The sequence below is a fragment of the Yoonia sp. D2-7 genome, from assembly GCF_055809435.1.
On sequence record NZ_JBVVTX010000002.1, the window covers coordinates 27965 to 48150 of the forward strand.

Annotated in this window: 18 protein-coding genes; 7 read left to right on the top strand and 11 right to left on the bottom strand. The window is 51.1% G+C overall.

The window, feature by feature from the left end:
• Positions 1-56: 56 nt before the first annotated feature.
• Together AC0L7R_RS17940 and AC0L7R_RS17945 are read left to right on the top strand one after the other, a co-directional pair.
• Positions 57-1475, top strand: coding sequence for an oligosaccharide flippase family protein (locus tag AC0L7R_RS17940; protein ID WP_473660526.1), 1419 nt, complete (start codon positions 57-59; stop codon positions 1473-1475).
• Complete coding sequence (locus tag AC0L7R_RS17945) at positions 1475-2113, top strand: sulfotransferase family 2 domain-containing protein (RefSeq protein WP_473660528.1); 639 nt, start codon at positions 1475-1477, stop codon at positions 2111-2113. Before AC0L7R_RS17940 ends, AC0L7R_RS17945 begins: the two co-directional genes overlap by 1 nt.
• On the opposite strand, the gene AC0L7R_RS17950 is transcribed toward AC0L7R_RS17945, so the two are convergent.
• The 10 genes from AC0L7R_RS17950 to AC0L7R_RS17995 form a co-directional block, all read right to left on the bottom strand.
• Positions 2110-3114 carry a hypothetical protein gene (locus AC0L7R_RS17950; RefSeq protein ID WP_473660530.1) on the bottom strand — a complete coding sequence of 335 codons (1005 nt, stop codon included), beginning with the start codon at positions 3112-3114 and terminating at the stop codon, positions 2110-2112. The two genes, AC0L7R_RS17945 and AC0L7R_RS17950, sit on opposite strands and share 4 nt — an antisense overlap.
• Before the next feature lie 86 nt (positions 3115-3200).
• Positions 3201-4484: a Vi polysaccharide biosynthesis UDP-N-acetylglucosamine C-6 dehydrogenase TviB gene (tviB, locus tag AC0L7R_RS17955; RefSeq protein ID WP_473660532.1), complete on the bottom strand. Its 1284-nt coding sequence runs from the start codon at positions 4482-4484 to the stop codon at positions 3201-3203.
• Positions 4485-4598: 114 nt separating this feature from the next.
• Positions 4599-5318: a glycosyltransferase family 2 protein gene (locus AC0L7R_RS17960; RefSeq protein ID WP_473660534.1), complete on the bottom strand. Its 720-nt coding sequence runs from the start codon at positions 5316-5318 to the stop codon at positions 4599-4601.
• Positions 5319-5418: 100 nt separating this feature from the next.
• Positions 5419-6516 (bottom strand): hypothetical protein, encoded by a 1098-nt coding sequence (locus AC0L7R_RS17965; RefSeq protein ID WP_473660536.1) that lies wholly within the window; start codon positions 6514-6516, stop codon positions 5419-5421.
• A complete protein-coding gene (locus tag AC0L7R_RS17970; protein ID WP_473660559.1) occupies positions 6516-7601 on the bottom strand; it encodes a glycosyltransferase in 1086 nt (361 codons plus the stop codon). The genes AC0L7R_RS17965 and AC0L7R_RS17970 overlap by 1 nt, the downstream gene beginning before the upstream one ends.
• A gap of 125 nt (positions 7602-7726) precedes the next feature.
• Positions 7727-8596, bottom strand: coding sequence for a glucose-1-phosphate thymidylyltransferase RfbA (gene rfbA, locus AC0L7R_RS17975; RefSeq protein ID WP_473660538.1), 870 nt, complete (start codon positions 8594-8596; stop codon positions 7727-7729).
• Positions 8593-9447, bottom strand: coding sequence for a dTDP-4-dehydrorhamnose reductase (rfbD, locus tag AC0L7R_RS17980; protein ID WP_473660540.1), 855 nt, complete (start codon positions 9445-9447; stop codon positions 8593-8595). The genes rfbA and rfbD overlap by 4 nt, the downstream gene beginning before the upstream one ends.
• Positions 9444-10484 (bottom strand): dTDP-glucose 4,6-dehydratase, encoded by a 1041-nt coding sequence (gene rfbB / locus AC0L7R_RS17985; protein ID WP_473660542.1) that lies wholly within the window; start codon positions 10482-10484, stop codon positions 9444-9446. Before rfbB ends, rfbD begins: the two co-directional genes overlap by 4 nt.
• Complete coding sequence (gene rfbC / locus AC0L7R_RS17990; protein ID WP_473660545.1) at positions 10481-11050, bottom strand: dTDP-4-dehydrorhamnose 3,5-epimerase; 570 nt, start codon at positions 11048-11050, stop codon at positions 10481-10483. Before rfbC ends, rfbB begins: the two co-directional genes overlap by 4 nt.
• Before the next feature lie 47 nt (positions 11051-11097).
• A complete protein-coding gene (locus AC0L7R_RS17995) occupies positions 11098-12303 on the bottom strand; it encodes a RepB family plasmid replication initiator protein (RefSeq protein WP_473660547.1) in 1206 nt (401 codons plus the stop codon).
• 518 nt (positions 12304-12821) lie between these two features.
• Here AC0L7R_RS17995 and AC0L7R_RS18000 point away from each other — a divergent pair.
• The 3 genes from AC0L7R_RS18000 to AC0L7R_RS18010 all read left to right on the top strand — a co-directional run bounded on the left by AC0L7R_RS18000 (position 12822) and on the right by AC0L7R_RS18010 (position 16450).
• Positions 12822-14207: an AAA family ATPase gene (locus tag AC0L7R_RS18000; RefSeq protein WP_348394280.1), complete on the top strand. Its 1386-nt coding sequence runs from the start codon at positions 12822-12824 to the stop codon at positions 14205-14207.
• Between the two features lie 88 nt (positions 14208-14295).
• Positions 14296-15363 (top strand): ParB N-terminal domain-containing protein, encoded by a 1068-nt coding sequence (locus AC0L7R_RS18005; RefSeq protein WP_473660549.1) that lies wholly within the window; start codon positions 14296-14298, stop codon positions 15361-15363.
• A 73-nt stretch (positions 15364-15436) separates the two neighbouring features.
• Positions 15437-16450: an NAD-dependent epimerase/dehydratase family protein gene (locus tag AC0L7R_RS18010; protein ID WP_473660551.1), complete on the top strand. Its 1014-nt coding sequence runs from the start codon at positions 15437-15439 to the stop codon at positions 16448-16450.
• Between the two features lie 25 nt (positions 16451-16475).
• On the opposite strand, the gene AC0L7R_RS18015 is transcribed toward AC0L7R_RS18010, so the two are convergent.
• Positions 16476-17639: a nucleotide sugar dehydrogenase gene (locus tag AC0L7R_RS18015; protein WP_473660553.1), complete on the bottom strand. Its 1164-nt coding sequence runs from the start codon at positions 17637-17639 to the stop codon at positions 16476-16478.
• Positions 17640-17778: 139 nt separating this feature from the next.
• On the opposite strand from AC0L7R_RS18015, the gene AC0L7R_RS18020 reads away from it, so the two are divergent.
• Positions 17779-18864: a hypothetical protein gene (locus tag AC0L7R_RS18020; protein WP_473660555.1), complete on the top strand. Its 1086-nt coding sequence runs from the start codon at positions 17779-17781 to the stop codon at positions 18862-18864.
• On the top strand, positions 18861-20186 hold a 1326-nt coding region (locus tag AC0L7R_RS18025; protein ID WP_473660557.1), incomplete at its 3' end, for a DKNYY domain-containing protein. The genes AC0L7R_RS18020 and AC0L7R_RS18025, both read left to right, overlap by 4 nt.

A 20186-nucleotide genomic window follows, 5' to 3' on the forward strand; every position in this document is an offset into this window, starting at 1 on the left:
TTTAGTACTTCTCGAACAGGTGCTTCCAACAAACAATTATGATGGTGAGTTCATAGATGCGCGGCCCTGACAATTCACCTAATAAACAAATTCGAAAAGGAATTTCTTGGAACGCGTTAAACCTCATTTTTAACAAGGGCTTATCGCTCCTGTTGAGAATATTCATAGCAAAATTTCTCGTTCCCGAAGACTTTGGCCTTTTTGCTATGGCCCTCGTTTTCCTAGAGTTGACCTTCATATTAGTCGATTTGGGAATGAAAACGGCGCTAATCCAGAGGTCCAGGGATTCCCAAACGTCTCTGCGGCATGACAGTGCATTCTGGTTCCTATTGGGTGTTGCAACACTATGGTCAACGATATTTGCTTTTGTTCTGTCCAATCTAATGGTCTGGGTTTACACTGAACCTGGGGTGAAGAACGTAGCCCAAGCATTAAGTATATGTATTGTACTGCACGGGCTTTCAATTCTTCCAGAAGTTCGTCTAGTCAAGAGGCTTCGGTACAAGCAAATCGTCCTTTCTGAACTTTCAGGGACCGTTATGGGTACCGCCGCCGCGGTTACACTTGCGATGGGGGGTGCAGGTGTTGGAGCCTTAATCTTCCAACAAATAGTAACACTAAGCGTTAGAACGGTTCTGCTTTGGCGCTTCGCCAAGTGGCGGCCTCGTTTCCGGTTCAGCCTTTCTAGCCTTTATGATCTCGTCGGGTTTAGCGGCTGGATGCTTGGAACTCAGATCTTGTACTATGTTCGAACCAACATGGACAAAATTGCGGTCGGAACATTTCTTGGTGCCAGCTCTCTCGGAGTTTACACGATTGCTTATCTCATAACCGAAAATCTAAGAGCTCAAATTGTTAGGGTGATCTCACGTGTGATGCTTCCAGTGTATAGCCGTATGCAATCACGGCCCGCAGAAATAGGCCCACATTATCTCCTCGTCACGCGCTTAATGACACTGCTACTTTTCCCGTTTCTACTAACTATCGAAATTTATGCTGCACCTCTAGTCGACTACTTATTCGGAGAAACCTGGCAGGCAGCAGCATACCCGGCAAAAATTCTAGCGATCGGTGGACTCATTTACGCCATTGGTGGACCCGCCTCAGAGGTGTTACAGGGTATTGGCAAGTCTAATGTGCTTTTCAAAATCTCGCTGATCAATATTACGTGCTTCGGCATTCCGCTCACATTTTTTCTTACAGCGTTCTATGGATTAAGCGGGACTGCTTGGGCGATGGTCATCGCATTTTTGGCAATGCGAGCACTAACATTCTTTGCGCTTCGCAAATACGTCCGCGTTGGTTTCACAGAATTGCTAAACTCAATAATGCCAGCTCTGATCGCTGGCGGCATTGCAGTAACAATCGCAACCACGCTTCTTGATGGTGATCCGGCTTTAGGCATCATGACAATTGCAATAGTGTATGCTGCGACTACAGCATTGGTCACTAAAAATTCTAAAAAGGTAACATAATGCCGCTTCTATCAAAAAACTCACGCTTCGTTTTCTTTATTCACATCCCGAAAACGGGTGGATCATATATTGAACAAGTTGCCAAAAGATGCGGATGGAAAATTCAGCTTATTGTGAATGGCTTAAACCCAGTTAACATTGACTTCCTAAAAATAACCCCACAACATTTCCATGCTGATTTATTCGAGTCATTTTTAGATTTGTCTGGGCAGGTTGAGACTTTTACAATTGTGCGGCATCCGTTTAATCGTTTTAAATCAGAATATTACTGGCAACGATCACTTGGAATGACCGAAAAAGACCCTGAAAGTTGGATGCACGATATTTTCGCCGAATACCAAACTGACAAATCCATATGTGACAATCATATTAGGCCCCAAATCGAATTTCTTCCCAAAGCAGCAAAATGCCACATTCTTAAATTGGAAGATGGTGGAATGGATTCGGCTGAAAAAATTCTATTTGGGGAAAGTCGAAAAAATGTAAAACACCGGATTGTTCGCAATCTACAAAAAAGGAAAGCAAAAATATCTAAATATGATACATCAGTCGAAGAAGTTTTCTCAAGCATGAGGGCGGATATAGAAGACTTCTATAATGCCGACATGAAGTACTTCGATTACCATGCGAGAACTTAAATCAAGTAACCAAGTTTTTCTAAGTTCTTTCCCAACCTCTTAGCAATCCAACGATTTCCTTCGCCACACACACTACTTATCCGACATCTGGCCAGCTCCGTCGGCACAATAAATCTATCAACTGGCTTTGCTTGGTTTATTCCAAAACGCCCCAAAGCACCGAATATTGCAGAAAGCGCATAGAATGTATTCCCGTTAGGCATTATGCGAGAACGTTTTGTTATGAAACCAGCCAAACTAAATTTACGTAACTCCCACCCTTTGTCGCTAAGACTTCTCTTATTCATGTGACGGCCCGCAAAAGACGGTATACTATTAACTTGCGAGGCATCTTCGAAACCTGAAATTTCATTGATTTGGTGAACAAATTCTGGTGTGCCAATCTCCTCCATACAAAGAACAGAAACGTTTTCCGCTCCTAAGGTTCTATCGAAGCCTTTGATCCAGACACTCCAATCACACCAAGAACGATCAACATTCAAAGCGAAAGCACTTAATCTTGTTTCGAAATCAACTTGAGAAGGTCTAAATATTTTCGATGACGCCTGAGCGTATTTGGAACCCAACCAATCAACCTGATTCCGAATCGTCAGAACCACCTTAAGCTGAGATCCCTTCGCCTTAAGCGTATTCGACACTTTCTCGAGAAAGCCATGTAATAATGGAGCCGAGGCGCACACTTTACTCGAATGCACGACAGGAAACTCTGTATTTCGGTTGAATTCGCTACCAAAGAAAAATTCACTACTCAAGACTATAGGCCCACTAATTAGAGCCTCTTTTCGCCAATTATTAACGCTATCCATCCAATCGTTCAGTTCCCGATCTATAGCTGAGCCACGGGCATATCGGAAAAATAATTTCAACAGGTCATTAGTGTAACGAACGTTCTTACTTCCAATTCCAGCGTAGTTTCCGAAGCTAGACCAGTAGTCTTGCAACGATGTTGTTGCTGTCTTGGGCAGACCAACATGTATTACTATTTCAGCATTAGGCAGCATTTTGACCTTTCATCACACAATTTTCAATGTGCATACAAGCTCTGAACAACAAAGCCCCACTCATCTAATAATCATCCAGGAGCTCATTAAAGCCTCAAATCGCTTTCGTCTTTCTCAAATACAGACTTTAAGTCGAAAAATACATGATCGTCCTTCGCATAGTCTCGGATCTGCTTTGCTCCAAGATCTCGAAATTCGTCGTGGTTGACCGCCAATATGACGGCATCATATGAATCAGGAACCGGTGACCGTAGCTCAATGCCATATTCAGAACGAACCTCATCGGCATCAACCCATGGGTCAGAAACCACGACATCAACTCCAAAGGACTGGAGTTCCTTTACCACATCGATGACCCTTGTATTACGAACGTCGGGGCAATTCTCTTTGAATGCAATTCCAAGAACGAGAACCCGTGCCCCGTTTACTTGAATTTTCTTGGTCAGCATTTCTTTGATCAACCGTGTCGCGACATATGCGCCCATTCCATTGTTCAACCGCCTACCTGATAGAATGACCTGTGGGTGATAGCCCATAGCTTCGGCTTTGTGGGTGAGGTAATATGGGTCAACGCCAATACAATGACCACCGACCAGCCCCGGACGGAAAGGAAGAAAATTCCACTTCGTCCCAGCCGCCTCTAATACTTCGAGAGTATCAATATCCAAACGATTGAAGATTAACGCGAGTTCGTTGATAAGCGCAATATTGACATCGCGCTGCGTGTTTTCGATCACCTTTGCCGCCTCAGCCACTTTAATTGACGGCGCTAAGTGAGTGCCAGCAGTAATCACTTCGGCATACAATCCATCAACGAACTGACCGATTTCCGGTGTAGATCCAGAGGTCACCTTTTGTATCGTTGTCAGTCTGTGCGTTTTGTCACCGGGATTGATACGCTCAGGGCTGTACCCAGCAAAGAAGTCTCGGTTGAAGCACAATCCTGATGCTTCTTCGATGATTGGAACGCAGACCTCTTCAGTTGCTCCGGGATAGACGGTGCTTTCATAGATAACGACATCACCCTTCGATATGACACCCCCTAAGGATTTCGATACCGCCTTAAGCGGCGTCAAATCCGGTTGACTATGCTCATCTATGGGAGTTGGAACCGTAACAATGTATACATTGCAAGCCGTTAAGTCTTGCAAATTTGTCGTATAGCTTAGTGATTCGACCTGCCTTAACTCGGCATCGCTAACTTCAAGTGTACGATCATGTCCAGCTCTAAGAGAAGCCACGCGTTCTTCATTGACATCATAAGCAATTGTCGGAAATTTCTTTCCGAACTCGACCGCCAAGGGCAACCCCACATAACCCAAGCCAAGAACTGCAATCCTAGGAGATATTATATCAAAAGTTTGGGTCATCGTAAGTTACCACCGTCTACCTAAAGTGTTGCGAGATTCCGTCACACAGTCCGTCCGCTAACATTTACAAAGACAAAGCTCCACAAAAATTTTATCAAGCGAGATTCGATACTATCAGCGAAGGAAAACCGCAGTACGCGCCCTTTTCGACCAATACAAAAGAAGACTCTGGATATGCCAACGCATGTGTCTAAATGACTTACCAGATTGCCGCCTAGCATCGTGCACGATTGAAATTTCTGCCAAAACGCTAAGCGACAACCCCAACTCTCTCGCTCTGAAACACAAATCACAGTCTTCAACGTACATGAAATAGTCAGTATCGAAGCCCTTTAATTGCATGTATGTTTCATATCTGAACACTAAGAACATCCCCCCAATCCAATCAAATCGATCAACTGAGCCACCATCCCTCCCCAAATAGCGCCGTATAAGATTGATCGGAGTAAGATCTAAACGCAAAAAGTCCTCAACAATGCCTTCAGGACTGAAGACCATTGGGCTGGAAACATGCCCCTGAGGCGGAACAAAGTCTTCCAATTTAAGAGGGCCATCAAGAGTAACATCAGGATTCACCACTAGAAAAACATCGGAAACGCTGCTTGAAAATGCTGAATTATGATTGTCACCGAACCCTTTAGGCCTACAATTCCTTATTGATACGATTTCAAAGCCCCTTTTTGACCTAGGACACCACCCAGCATCTGGTAGGTTATGGGTGATCACTAGCTGAATCTGATGAACGCCAACATCCAAGTACTGATCTAAGCTATCAATTAGCGTATCTACCAAATCAGATTGCAAATGACTAACAATCGAAAAAACAAACTTCATACAAGCCCCCTAGAGATCACATATCGTAGTACCAACTGACAATTACCGAATAGATCGTTTAACTGGACAGAGGAGAAAAACCAACACATATTCACCCAAATTACACCCTATACAACGCAAGGAAAAACAAGATCAATACATTGACAAATGACAACAGATATACAGATTTGGTGTCGCCTAGGTTTTGGGTAATAGGAAACACTAACAAATGAATAGTAAAAGCATAGTACTTTGCATTCGAGTACTGGGGTAGCAACGTGGTGAAGAATATTATCGTCGCCAAAGCCGCTCCGAAAGAGACTACATATTCTGAACTCAATCTTGTACGAATTGCATATATAGAAGAGAAAAAAGTACCCCAAAAAATTAGAGATGCTAGAGGAACTTTCAAACCAGACGGCTTCATGTCAACAAAAGTCATCATGGTAATCAAAGGCCGCAGAACAACAGGATACTTGGTAGTTTCCGCCTCCGTTGATATCTTGTGAAAAACTTGAAAAAATCTTTCATAGCCAGTAACTTGAAATAGAAAAGTGAGAATATTCTCTCGGAACACTGCATTCAACGCCACGACAATAATCAAGCCGATAGGAACCGCCTTGACGAATTTTCCTATGCTAAAAAAGTATCTCAAAACGAGAAAAATGGACACGACCATCATATTTCCTGAATCCACGAATGCCAAAAAAGCAAATAGTAAAATACTACGAAATCTAAAACGATAAAACGTGAGGAACGTGCTTCCAACAATTACGATGCCTTCTGTCGAAAAAACGCCAGAATAGAACACAAATGCAGGCGTAACGAAGCTGACAAAGAGACATGTTTGTTTACAATTGTAGTAAGGTTCCGCATTCCAAAAACTCACCACAAGGGCGCTGACAACAGCAAAAGAAACTGCTGATTGAATTATAGCAAGCTCAATATCGTTGTTACATCCAATGATCTCTGCTGAAATTGCAAATGCTCCGCTCAAGATAGTGCAGTTACTATCTATTTCGTAATACAAATCGTAAAAGATGGTTCCAAATACAGCGCGAAACAACGCGTTCAGGATCCCGATGTACTCTGGTCCACGGATAGTTACATCTGGTTGCTCGATGTACGGCACCAAAACAAGTGTCAGAACGCTTGTTAGAAAAAATATTCCAACGCAAAGTGACTTTAGTTTCAGATTTTCAATCAGAAAAATCTGCATTATCTTTGTCTATCTGAGCAGTACAGTTCCCAGATTTTCAAAATTGCACGATCATAATCAATCTGGTCGACGAGTTCTGCGGGTACGGAATAATCGGGAGAAAGGTTGTCCAAATGGCGAAGTATCATTTGTGCGACAACCTCCCCAGTTTCAGCGCCGCTAATTACCAAGCCCACGTTGTAGGACTCAACTGTTTTTGCAACGTCCCCTATCCCCTCATTCACCAAGGCCGGCACTCCAGCCGCGAGATACTCATTAAACTTGACGGGCGCACAGACACTTTTCGAAAAACTTGGCTCGATTACACACCAGCCAAGCATAGAACCGTTCATTTGACCAACGACGTCGTGGGCTGGTACCGAAACAATCTCTATTCTTTCAGGATCAACCCCGTACTCTGAAACGTAGCTATTGGCTATTTCTGTCTGGTTAGTCAGAACTTTAACCATGACTTCTGTATCCATTCCACATAATATAGACATCGCTTCGAAAAAGTACTCTGGACGGTGCCACTGGTTCAAACTACCGTTGTAAACGACTTCGCGCCTCCGCTCCACTCTCGGCAAATTCGGGAAAAATGTTGGATTGGGTATGACTGTGGATTTACGAGAGAAGCGTTCCAGAATATCTTTTGCCATTGCATTTGATACCGCAATAACTTCATCACTTTGCCGGAATATGAAACGCTCCATAACACGCAAAAGTTTTTCGGCTAAACCTCCTCTCTTAATCCGCCCTACTTCAAGAGCTTCATCGATAAGGTAGCCTCTGACGTCAAAAATGACTTTCTTTCGTAACAGCAACCCCGAGATGCAACCAATAAAGGTCCCCATATAGCTTCTACAATGTAGAACATCATACTTTCGGCTTCGCCAAATCACCTGCAATAAGAAACCTATAAAGAGAATAATATTAGAGATACTTACCGGCTTTTTGCCCCGCTTTCCTTCGATCACCTCATATTTTGCCGAAACATCGCGCTTGAGCTCGACAAATTTGCAGGCATCGTCGGTTCTTGAGACGCTTGTGAAACCGATATCGACGCCGAACCGCTTGGAGATCTCTTCTCCCGGTCTAAGAACCATAGATTGCAAGATGCCTGTCTCGAACAGGTTCTCAACGCAGACGTACAGTATACGGGGTTTCGATTGCATATTAGAATGTCACTTTCACGTTTCCAATTCTCGGTAAAAGATATCTCTTGGCTCATTTATCCGTCTATGAGACGTAGCAGATAGTCACCGTAGGCGTTTTTGGCAAATAATGCGGCGCGTTCGCGGAGCTGGTCTGGCGTGATCCAACCGTTCTCGAAGGCGATTTCTTCGAGGCAGCCGGTTTGCAGGCCTTGGCGGTTTTCCAGCGTACGTGCGAAGTTGCCTGCGTCCAGAAGGCTCGCGTGCGTGCCGGTATCAAGCCACGCGTACCCGCGACCCATCTTGTGAACCTTCAAGTTATCCTCGGCGAGGTAAAGCTCCAACAGCGTGGTGATTTCCAGCTCGCCGCGCGGGGATGGTTTGATTTCGCGGGCTTTTTTCGGTGCATCGCCATCGAGGAAATAGAGACCCGTGACCGCAAAATTCGACGCAGGTTTTTCGGGTTTTTCGACGATGCTCGTGACAGCACCGTCGTCGCCAAAGCCCACAACACCGTAGCGTTCTGGGTCGCGGACTTGGTAGCCGAAGACCGCATTTTCGTCTCTGATGTTGGCCTTTTGCAGCAATTCGGTCAGTCCGTGCCCAAAGAACAGGTTGTCGCCCAGAACCATTGCAGACGGGGCGCCGTCTAGAAATTCTTCGGCCAGCAGATACGCCTGCGCCAGACCATCGGGGCTGTCCTGCACGATGTAGGTAAAGCTGACGCCCCACTGCGACCCGTCGCCCAAGACCCGTTTGAACTGGTCCTGATCCTGCGGCGTGGTGATGATCGCGATCTCGCGGATACCGGCCAGCATCAGGGTGCTGATCGGGTAGTAGATCATCGGTTTGTCGTAGATCGGCAGCAGTTGTTTCGAGACAGCCATGGTGATCGGATAAAGCCGCGTGCCGGACCCACCGGCCAGAATAATGCCTTTGCGTGTCATGTGGTGAGGTCCTTTAAAATTGTGCTGAGGCTGATCCGCCAGTCGGGGCGCGTGACGCCAAAATCAGTCTCTAACGTGGTGCAATCGAGCCGTGAGTTTAACGGGCGTGCGGCTGGCGTCGGGTAATCTGTGGTCGGGATCGGGGTCACGGTGCAGGTGATACCTGCTTGTTTGAAGATCTCGGTCGCAAAATCCGCCCATGTGCAATCGGGTGCGCCCGAGAAGTGGTAGATGCCGCTTTGGCTGCGTCCATCTGCGTAGGCGCGTGCCATGGTGAGCAGCGCATCGGCGATATCATTAGCCGCGGTCGGCCCGCCCGTCTGGTCGTCGATAATAGTCAGCGCATCGCGATCCGCGCCGAGTTTGAGCATCGTCTTCACAAAGTTATTGCCCGTCGTAGAGACCACCCAAGAGGTCCGCAGGATGGCATAAGTCCCGCCAGCCATCTCGGTCGCTTCTTCACCGCGCCGTTTGGTGGCACCGTAAACGCCAAGCGCACCGGTTGCGTCATCGGGTTTCCATGGCTGGTCGCCATCCCCCGGAAACACATAATCTGTCGAGATATGCAGGAACGGGATGCCGCGCTTGGCGGCGGCACGCGCCATAGTGCCGACGGCCAAATGGTTAACTTGTTCAGCCTGATCAGTGTCTGACTCAGCCTTATCGACGGCCGTATAGGCAGCGGCGTTAATGATCACATCCGCATCCGTGCCCTCAATCGCGGCGCGCAGCATATCGGGCGTACCAAGATCGGCCTGATCGCGGCCCAAGCACATCACTTGCGTTTCGCCCGCGCGTTTGCGCAAAGCTGTCGCGACCTGACCGTTTTCACCGAAGACCAGAACCCTCATGCTTTGGTGCCTAAACGCACGCCAACACCGTCGCGGGCTTGCAGCGGTTTCCACCAGTCTTCGTTATCGAGGTACCAAGCGACGGTCTTTTCCAGACCCTGTTCAAGGGTTACGGATGGCCGCCAGCCCAGTTCTTTGCTAATCCGCTGCGGGTCAATCGCGTAACGCGCGTCATGACCGGGGCGGTCTGTGACGAAGGTGATCAGATCAGCGTAAGGCGCATCACCCGGCTTTTTCGTGTCTAAGATGGTGCAAATCATGCGCACCAAATCAAGGTTCGTCGCCTCGTTTTCGCCGCCGATGTTGTAGCTGCGGCCGAGTTCGCCCTTTTGCACCACGGTCAGCAGCGCGTCGGCGTGGTCTTCCACATAAAGCCAGTCGCGGATGTTATCGCCCGCCCCGTAGATCGGGATCGGTTTGCCCGCCAGCGCGTTCAGGATCACAACAGGGATCAGTTTTTCGGGGAAATGGTAGGGGCCGTAGTTGTTCGAACAATTCGACAGCACAACAGGCAGCCCGTAGGTTTCATGCCACGCGCGGACCAGATGGTCGGATGACGCTTTGGACGCGGAATAGGGGCTGCGCGGATCGTAGGATGTGTCTTCGGTGAACATGCCCGTTTTGCCGAGCGATCCGAATACTTCGTCGGTCGAGATATGGTGGAACCGGAAGTCTTCAGGACGACCGCGCCCTTCCCAATAAGACCGTGCCGCTTCCAGCATCGTGTAGGTGCCGTTGATGTTGGTGATGATGAACTCACCGGGGCCGTCAATCGACCGATCAACGTGCGATTCAGCAGCGAGATGCATGATCGCATCGGGTTGGTGATCCGCAAATATAGTGTCTAACGCAGCGCGGTCGCAGATATCGGCCTGCACGAAGCTGTAGTTTTTGTGATCCGCGACAGAGGCCACGTTTTCTAGACAGGCGGCATAGGTCAGCTTATCCAGATTGACGACGGTGTGCCCGTCACGGATGGCCTGACGCACAACGGCTGACCCGATAAAACCGGCACCGCCGGTAACCAAAAGCTTCATGATTGGGCCTCATAGGTGAATGGTGTGTCGAAATCGGCAAGGAACGGTGCCTCGGCGTCTTTGCCGGACAGGGTCACGTCGCCTTCGTCCACGCCCCAATCAATCGCGATGGTCGGGTCGTTCCAGCGGATGCCGCCATCTGTTTCGGGTGCGTAATAGTCAGAGCATTTGTAGACGACCTGCACGTCAGGGGTCAGCGTCAAGAATCCGTGCAGGAACCCCTTTGGCACGAACAGCTGGTTGCCTTCGTCCGCGGATAGCGGCACCGCGACCCACTGCGCGTAAGTGGGGGATCCTTTGCGGATGTCGACGGCAACATCAAGAATCGTGCCGGCAATCACGCGGATCAGCTTGTCTTGCGCTGACGGTGGGGCCTGAAAATGTAACCCGCGCAATGTGTGGCGTTCAGCCGACAGCGAATGGTTGTCCTGACAGAAATCAATGTCGATCCCTGCCTCAGCCAGTGCTTTACGGTTCCACGCCTCAGAGAAAAACCCGCGATGATCGCCAAAACGGGCAGGGGTGATCTCCAGAACCTCGGGCAAGGCAGTCGGCGTGATTTGCATCGGGTCAATCTTTCATAACAGATACAACAGAAAACATGGTGGACCACCTACTTGCTCACGGGAACGGAAACAACATTTTCTTCACCAAAACCTGAAAACACACTCGGCATCAACTCTTCCCAAAACCCAAATATCGCTTCCGCATTCAGCGCCGACATCCATCCGTGCTTTTCAAAATCTAACCGCGCGGCCCCGTCCAGTCTCGCCATGAACAAACGTTTGTCTGCATCCCGCTGCGTCGGGCTTCGCGCTGCCACCAAATCCCGCACGATCGCCAACTTCCGTCCGCGCTCTGACGTCGGCGCCTCTTCAACCGCAGGCGCCGCGTAGTCATCCCGCAACGCCGCCTGCAAATAGCTCACCGGGTTCTGCACGTCGGACCGCTCCCCGACATACGCCAGCTTAGCGGCCACATACTCCGCTCCGTGCTCCGCGATCCACTGCTTGGCCAGCCGGTCGCTGACCCCCTGCCCTATCAACGCCGCATAGACCGGCGAATTTCGGACCCCGGCCCCGTCATCGATATCGAGGATCGCAAGCTGCGGATTGTCCTTAATCTTGAACCGGATATGCGTCACAGATCGGCCCATCTTACGCGTCTCGGGCGTCACGATGATATTGCTTGTCTTGTTCACCTCCGCGACAGCCGGCTTGATTACCTTCGCGTTCAGATGCTTAAAAACCTCGTAATAGGCACTGTCGTTGACGCCCATCAGCCTGCGAAACGTCTCCAGCTCCCACCAGCCCGTGCTACGCGTCCGCACGAAACGGTAGCAGTTTTCATAAAGCGCTAGCGCATGGCCAGAGGTAAACCGTTTCTGAATGTTAAGGTTAATCAGCGCGAATACCTTCGGATCATGCAGCTTTTCGGCCAATGCCGATGAATACGAATATTCGCACACCCCACCCTTCAACTTCGCATAGGCAAGCAGGCTCGACACGCCCCACTCCTGCTCACCGTTCTCATCCAACATATCCCATTCGGCCAACGTCTCGACCAAACCACGCAACGACGCCTTCAACGACTCCATATCATTCGAATTATACCCGATCATCGCGCACAAAGTTTGCGCGTCGATCTTGTGGGTCGCCTGATGCACCAATGTGTCGTAAGCATTCAACAGCAGCACGTTCGACAGCTTCCGTTGTAACAACGTTAGTTTGCCGCTCACGTGGATCGCGGCGACGTTCTTCTTCACAGAGCCGCGCCGTAGCGGGCCGGTCAGGTCTTTGGGTGTCTGCTCTTTGCGCATTGGCGTGCCTTGTTGACGGCTATTTGCGGGTACCTTATCGCAAAAGGAACCTGCAAACAATAATCAAGGAGGCACCTTTAGACGGGTCAAGCTGATCCCGTAAAAAGGTACCTTTTAGTAACGATCCCGTCATGACATTCTGCCAAGGGTACCCAAACACGGGACGCGTTGGCACCGCCGCATACTGAATCGAGCCTAACATAGCCGAAACCGACTCTGGATACCCATCATCCTGCGAATCGGCACCTTTCGTCCTAACTTCAGGTGCTCTTCATCCCGTAAACGGATACCTTTCGTCCTGTATGTGGGTCCGTGTTGGTTCATAACTATTTGATATACTTCTACTATCTCAGCCGAAAGATTCTAAAGTATCTAAAGATACTAAACAGTTTATCGTCGTTGTTCTTATCAGATATCCTAAAATTAGGGTCTAAATGGACATTCCGATTCTCATTTGCGGTTTCATGTGCGATAGTTTCGCCAAAGCATACAAACCTTGCATACATTGAGATAAGATAATGGCATCAGCGGATAAACCACCCCTGCCCCCTTATATGAACATCGACCCACAGGTTGCTGCAAGCAAACTCTCGGCCCCTGTTGATACAACGCGATTCGCGAAGGCCGCGACTTTCGCTGCGAAAGGGCGCGAGGATCTGGCGAAACGTGGACACGCCCCTGATGGTGCCAAGCGTCTGCGCAAGTTCTCAACGTGGGAGGTTTGCCGCTACATGATTCCCGTCGCGACGTCCCATTTCCGGCGCGTTCTCAAGGCAAACCCTGATCTGCCGCAAGGGACAGGCGAAGGAAATTCGAAGTGGTTCACCCTCGAAGAGGTGCTCGCGCTACGCAAGCACTTCGCGACCGAAGGTGCTGCTGACAAAGAGTATCTGCCGTGGCGGCCCGAAGGGTTAGACGCGAAAATCATCTCGGTAGCGAACTTCAAAGGCGGCGTTGGCAAGACTTCTACCGCGGCGCACCTCGCCATGTCCGCGGCGCTGGACGGCTACAAGGTGCTGGTGATCGACCTCGACAGCCAGGGATCGATGACCTCGATCATGGGCGGCAAGGTCGAAGACGAATGGCAGACCGCCTTCCCACTTATGGCTAAAGATTACGCGATGAACGTCGTCGCCGAAAACCGCGCACGCGAGGCGCGTGGCGAAGCCCCCCTGCCCCTTGATGAGACTCTAACAGAGGCGTTACAGACGAATGCGCGCGATCTGATCCAATCAACGCACTGGCCCAACATCGATCTCATCGGCGCGCAGTTGAACCTCTATTGGGCCGAATTTCAGGTCCCCGTCTGGCGCATGCAGCACCGCTCTTGGGCGCTCTGGGATGCACTGACCAACGCGCTGTCCCGTGAGGATATCTTAACCGACTACGACGTCATATTTCTCGATACGCCCCCTGCCCTCGGTTACCTAACCATTAACGCGCTGGCGGCGGCGGACATCCTTCTGGTCCCGCTTGGGGCTTCGTTCCTTGAATTCGACAGTACAGGCCGGTTCTTTGACATGCTCTACAGCACCTTCGCCTCCATCGAAGACGGTGAAAACACCATCCGCCGCCGCGACGGATTGCCGGATATGAAATTCGAATGGGACGCCGTCCGCGCCATCGTCACGCGCTTTGATGCGGCACAGCAGACCGACCTCGCAAACGTCGTGCAGGCCTATTTCGGTGACTTTATGACAACCTACCGACAGGAAGTGACCGCCATGGTCGGGCAGGCCGGCGAGCGCGTAAACGGTATCTACGAAGCCGATTATCGCGACTTTAACCGTGATACCTACGTGCGTGGGCGCGAAACCTTTGACCGCACTTGGGCCGAAGTTAAAGAAGTCTTACTCGGCACATGGTGGCGCGATCAGCAGATGATGCAGGACCGCGAAACTTGACGGGTTCCGAGTTTCGCAGCGAAACTCGCCCCAAACCTAACCAGAGTTTCGCAGCGAAACTCCCGCAGACGACAACAGGAGAACCCTGATGGCAAAACGCAGATTAGACCCGCCAAGCGCCGACCAATTGGCTGCAATGGACGCAGAGTTTCGCAGCGAAACTCCCGAACGGCCGGGCAGGGGTGCCGCGCCCATAGCACAGGTCGCGGGCGAGGCGGCACACCTTGGCACAGGCGAAACACCCGCCGCAAAGATGAACCGGCTGGATGCAGACAAGCTGCGTGCGGCCGAAGAAGCGGGGTTGCTGATCGAAGAAATCCCGCTGGACCAGATCAAAACCGACGACCTCGTGCGCGACCGGACGATCATCGATCAGGCCGAATTGGACGAGCTGATCACGTCCATCACGATCAACGGGCTGCGCTTGCCGGTCGAAGTCTACAAAGACGGGCAGGGGGCGTATCAGTTGATCTCTGGCTACCGCCGTATGCTGGCCTTCACAGCGCTTAGCAAGACCTACACGGGCGGCTACATCAAGATCAAAGCCATTGTGCGCGCCCCACGCGACATGGCGACGTCGTTTATGGCGATGGTCGAAGAAAATGAAATCCGCGCGAACCTTAGCCACTACGAACGCGGCCGTATCGCCGTCCTCGCCGCACGGCAGGGGGCCTTCAGCAGCACAGACGAGGCCGTCGCACAGCTGTTCGTCGCGGCATCTAAGGCTAAGCGATCCAAGGTGAAATCCTTCGCTGAAGTCTTCGAATGCCTCGGCGATGTTCTACAATTCCCTGAGGACCTCACCGAACGCCGCGGCCTACGCATCGCCGCTGCAATCCGGCACGGGGTCGAAGACAAGCTGCGCGACGCGTTAGAGGGCGCGAAGGGCATAGAGAGCATCGACAACGAATGGGCGTTGCTCGAACCCATCATAGATCGCGTAGAAGCTGCCCCAAAGCCAGCCGTCAAAATGGGCCGCCCCAAAGCAAGACCGCTTCCCGCGAAGGGCAACGAAATGCAACTGTCCAGCGGTGTGAAGTTGACGCGCTCAAGCGACAGCAAAGGCTACTTCATCCGGATCAGCGGACCATCCGTCGACGCAGAAACGCTCGACGCCGCCATGCAAGAAATCGCGCATTTGTTCGAGGCGCCATAGGGGGTTTCGCAGCGAAACTCGTACGTAATTCTAAAAGGCATTTTTCCAACATTTTGATTTAAGGGAGTTATTTATGAAAACGGCAATTGTGACCGGCGCTGCCGGGTTTATAGGATATCACATTAGTCAGCGTCTTTTGGACGAAGGTTGGCGTGTTGTTGGCGTTGATTCATTGTCCGACTATTACGACGTCTCGCTTAAAGAAAAGCGTCAGGCAATGCTGGCGACTTCTCCAAACTTCAAAGTCTATAATGAAAAAATCGAGACACCTGGCCTCATGATGTCGATTTTTGAAGAACATAAGCCTGACGCGGTCATCCACCTCGCGGCGCAGGCGGGCGTGCGGTATTCTATCGAAAATCCAAGATCTTATCTTGAAGCAAACATCATCGGAACTTTTGAAATATTGGAAGCAGCCCGCGCATTTCCGCCGGCCCATATGCTCTTGGCTTCGACGTCTTCGGCTTACGGTGCAAACACGAAAATGCCGTATGCTGAAACCGACAAGGCCGATCATCAGGTGTCGTTTTACGCGGCCACCAAAAAATCCACCGAAAATATGGCGCATTCGTATGCGCACCTCTTTGGCCTGCCAATTACAATGTTCCGGTTCTTTACAGTTTACGGCCCCTGGGGCCGACCCGACATGGCGCCGATGAAATTCGCGAAACGCATTTTGGCTGGCGATCCTATTGATGTTTACAATCAAGGGCAGATGAAACGCGATTTTACTTACATCGATGATTTGATTGACGCTCTTTCTGGGCTTATCGCTCAGGCCCCCGTGAAGCCTAGTGGAGAGGTCGAAATCAAGAAGGGTGACAGCCTATCGCCCGTTGCCCCGTTTCGTGTGTTGAACATCGGTAATGCATCGCCAGAACCCTTGATGGATTTTATCGCGGCGCTTGAGGATGCGGCTGGAGTGAAGGCGAAAATGAATATGATGGAAATGCAGGCTGGTGATGTCGTCGCAACATGGGCGAACACTGACCTTTTAAAATCACTGCTTGAGGTGACGCCGTCCACGACAATGCGTCAGGGCGTCAACAAATTCATGGTCTGGTATCGGGAATACTACAGTATCTGAGTATGGGGTTTCCCTGAGTAATGGTTCAACTCGCGCCGAAAAGATCCCGAGTGAAGATCTTGTCTTCAACGTCTGTTAGATCGTCTGTCAGGCGGTTAGCGACGATCAGCTCGGCTTCGGCCTTGAACGCATTCAAATCACGGATCACCCGCGAGCCAAAGAAGGTTTCGTCTTCCATGATCGGTTCGTAGACAATGACTTCGACGCCTTTTGCTTTGATCCGCTTCATGATCCCTTGGACGGATGATTGCCGGAAATTGTCGCTGCCTGCTTTCATAACGAGGCGGTAGATACCTACGATCTTCGGCGACCTCGCGACGATCTGATCTGACAGGAAATCTTTGCGGGTGCGGTTGGCATCTACGATGGCTTGCATCAGGTTCTGGGGTACGTCGGCGTAGTTTGCCAGCAGCTGTTTGGTGTCTTTGGGCAGACAATAGCCGCCGAAACCGAAGGACGGGTTATTGTAATGATCGCCGATCCGCGGGTCGAGGCCGACGCCTTTGATCAACTCTTCAGTGTTCATGTTGCCGGCTAGCGCGTAGCTGTCGAGTTCGTTGAAGAACGCCACGCGCATGGCGAGGTAGGTATTGGCGAAAAGCTTGATCGCTTCGGCCTCGGACGGGCCGGTGAGCAGGATTTCGACGTCTTTTTTGATTGCGCCTTCAAGGAGGAGTTCGGCGAAGGCCTGCGCCCTGTCCGATTGTTCCCCGACGATGATGCGGGACGGGTACAGGTTGTCGTACAGCGCCTGACCTTCTCGCAGGAATTCAGGGCTGAAGATGATGTTATCGTTGGCGAAACGGATGCGGGCCTCTTCGACAAACCCAACGGGGATCGTTGACTTGATGACTATCAGCGCGTCGGGGTTTTGCGCGGTGACAGTTTCTATGACTTTGTCGACGGATGAGGTGTCAAAGTAGTTCGCGACAGGGTCGTAGTTGGTGGGGGTCGCTAGGATAACGATTTCCGCGTCTTTATACGCTTCGCTGGAGGTTGTGGCGCTAAGATCCAACGTCCGTTCAGCAAGGTACGTGGTGATCTCTGTATCAATGATCGGATTTTCACGGTTGTTGAGCTTTCGCACGCGATCTTCTGACAGATCAACGGCGATAACGGTGTGGTTTTGCGACAGCAAAATAGCATTCGACAGGCCCACATAGCCAATTCCGGCGATGACAATTTTCATGAGCGGATTCCTAAAGAGATAAAACAATATGTTATTGGTAGCGCAGTTCAGCCTGTTGTTTAAGATGAAATTGGTCTGTGAATGAAGGCTTCAATTTGCCAACCTGGCGGGCAAGTCGTCTAGAGTAGGACTAAGTGGTATGTGGAAGTTTGTATCAATCGTATGGCTGGCGGTTGCCACACCTGCCTTTGCGCAAGATGATTTCGACTGGGACACGCGAGCGTTCGACTTTGCCGATCCCCTTCTGAATTTCACGACCAGTGTTGTGCGAGGCGCGTCTATTGAAACGGTCCCGATGGATAGTCCCGCCCCAGGTACCATCGGAAATATTGGTAATATCGGGCTTGTGAAAGACCCCCGAGAGTGGCTGAAGATAACCATTGTTGGCTATGCGCTTGCCAGCCCTGCTGCACCTGAAGCGCTGTGTCGTTATGAAATCGAAGTCGACGGGTATCGTATCCGCAACATACGTAGCACGCCCAACATGACGATGACCGAAGCTTTTGCGACGAAGGCAAACGACCAACAGCAAACGACAGGCGCTTTCACGCGGTGTTATGCGCGAGGGCAGTCCGCATTGACCGTGCATGTTCTGTTTGATGTGTCTGATATCAAGACAAAGGACGCATATGATGCGCGACGTGCGGCGGGGTTTGAGGTCTATCAGAAGTTCGTAGAGGGGCTCGATTTTGCAGACGGTGCCGCCCCGAATTTCGGTGACAATTTGCTAGATGTGCCTGTGACGCTAGGTGAACAGACGATCGCATTCGCGGTGCCTGCCATTTGGGATGTTCCGATTAACGACTTCACTGGCCCGCTGCCCGCCGAGATGCAGATGCTGCGTTCAGGGGAGGGCGGACCGACAAAGGGCCTAATGTGGCTGCATGTGGTCGAAGGCGATCAACCCATTGATCTAGAAGAGGTCGCAGAGCGTTTTGTGGTCCAGTATTTTCAGAACATGGACGATGCGGCACTGACGCTCGAGGTGGTGAGCAACACGGTTGACGACACCTTGCCAGAACTTGCCGCCCGCGTTGTGCGGGTGAACGTCGCAGAGGGCGGCGATATCGAAGCGAGTGTCATCTGGCATGATGGCCGTCTACATGTTCTCGGGCTTTGGCAAAATTTTGATCCGCCGACAGATAAAATGCAGTTCTTTACGCGTTTGCCGGCCTTGTCATCGGTTGTGATGATGAAAAACAGCCTCGTGAGGTCGTTTCAATGACAAATAATGACGCGTTTCCAACACTTTACGCTGACTGGTATGCTGGACGTTTGTTCATGGACGCAGGGGTGTCTGCGGCGGATGTATTGGCTTGCATGGACGTCACGCAGGCTGTGTGGGACGGCTGCCAAGAGCGCTACACCCAGTTGCATTTTGCCGATACGGGATGGGTGGCGCACGCGTTTGAACGGGGCGGTTTGGCGGCACCTGAGGGGGATCGCGCGTTATACAAGCACCTGACTGGGAAACATGCGCCGCTCCGGTTTGGCATGCGGGATCGGTTGGCGACGGTACGGCGGGTGGTGGAAGCGGACCCGCGGATTGGTCCATTTGCGGGCGTTGATTGGGTTGCGCAGTATCTGTGTGAACGGCATTTTCCTACGATCCGCTATGTTTATAATGGCACGCATGTATGCGTCGCGGGCCAGCCGTTGCGGACCAAGAAGGGCGATGTGATCGAAGGCATCGATTGCACCGCGTTTCGCAAGCTGGGCGAGCGGTGGTTTACCGATGGCAAACGCGTGTACGGGCAGGGAGAACAGCCTACGTCGCGCCATTGGTTCGTGGCGCGTGGCGCTGATCCGGCGACGTTTCGCGTGCTCAATCAACGGTATGCGGCTGACAAGGACGCTGGGTATTACATCACCAATCTGCGGCTGACGGGCAGCGATCCGGGCAGTTTTACGGTGGTCAGCTATCCTTATGGCAACCCCGTCACGCAGCGCATTGAACATAGTCATTGCGCGAAGGATTCGCACCGCGTTTACAGCTACGGCGTTGCCATCGACGGTGCCGATGCAGCGAGCTTTGAGCCGATTGGAGTAGAGGGTAAATACTTTGCCGATAAGCACCGGATCTATTGGGAACGCACACCGATTGAGGGCGCGGATCGGGAGAGCTTTACCTGCGCGGTAGAGGTTGGCCAGTACCGCGCGTTTGACAAAAACAGGGTCTATTACGGCGGAAAAGTCGTATCTTCTGCCGATGACCATGATCGGTGGGCGGCGTATTTCGCGGCACGACCTGATGTGAAGACGGCTTGGTTCCATGATCAACCAGCGCAGACAGAACGTGTGCCGATTGGCGGTCCGTATTTTAGCGATGGTCACCAGCTTTGGGTTGAAGCTCGCAAGCGCGGTCAGAAGGTATGGGTGTCGGTGGATTACATCGATCACAACAGTTTTCGCCATGTGGTCGATGTGTTCGGGATTGATCGGTCTGGTTTGCGCTATGTGGAACCACGGCTGGAGGGATATGAGCGGCCTGTCGTAAAAGGCGCTGATCCTGAGAGTTTCGAAGCCCTTGGCGACGGTTGGTATCGC